Origin of the sequence: Marinobacter sp. C7 (assembly GCF_022343555.1) — a bacterium.
Lineage (GTDB): Bacteria > Pseudomonadota > Gammaproteobacteria > Pseudomonadales > Oleiphilaceae > Marinobacter.
This window is the reverse complement of sequence record NZ_JAKQZH010000046.1, coordinates 1-633: the sequence shown is the minus strand read 5'-3', so window position 1 is coordinate 633 and position 633 is coordinate 1. Positions and strand designations below refer to the sequence as shown.

General features: G+C 64.5%; 1 protein-coding gene. It reads left to right on the top strand.

Translation table 11 applies throughout. The features are described from left to right. The coding region (locus MD273_RS18620) for a glutathione S-transferase family protein (protein ID WP_251068374.1) at window positions 1-631 on the top strand (631 nt) is incomplete at its 5' end. Between the last annotated feature and the right edge of the window lie 2 nt (window positions 632-633).

The following is a 633-nucleotide window of genomic DNA, read 5'->3' as shown; positions in this document are numbered from 1 at the left end:
TTATATCGGTAACAAGAACTACTCCTCCTGGTCGTTCCGGCCCTGGCTGGCGATGGAGGCGACCGGCATTCCCTTCAAGGAAGTGCTGATTCCCTTCGATATGCCGGCCGGCAATCCGCGCTTTCGCGAACTCTCGCCTGCCGGCATGGTGCCGGTGCTGCATCACGGCCTGTTCCGGGTGTGGGAATCACTTGCAATCATCGAGTATGTCGCCGAGCTGTATCCGGAAGCAGGCCTGTGGCCGGCGGATCGCGCCGAGCGGGCGAGCGCCCGGGTGGCCGCCGCCGAGATGCATGCCGGCTTCACCGCGCTGCGCGGCGCCTGCCCGATGAATTTTCGCCGCGAACCGGCCCCGCTTGCGGTCAGCGATGCAGTGAAGGCCAATGTCCGGCGGATCGAATCGCTCTGGCGGGACGCGCTGGAAGCCTCCGGAGGCCCTTTCCTGTTCGGCTCTTTCACGGCTGCCGATGCGATGTACGCGCCGGTCGTCAACCGGTTCGAGATCTACGAACTGGTGGACAATCCGGTGACCCTTGCCTACATGAAGGCGATGAAGGGTCTACCGGCCTTCCAGCGCTGGCGGGATGGCGCCCTTGCAGAAAGCTGGGTGGTGCCCGAAGACGAGGTCTGAGC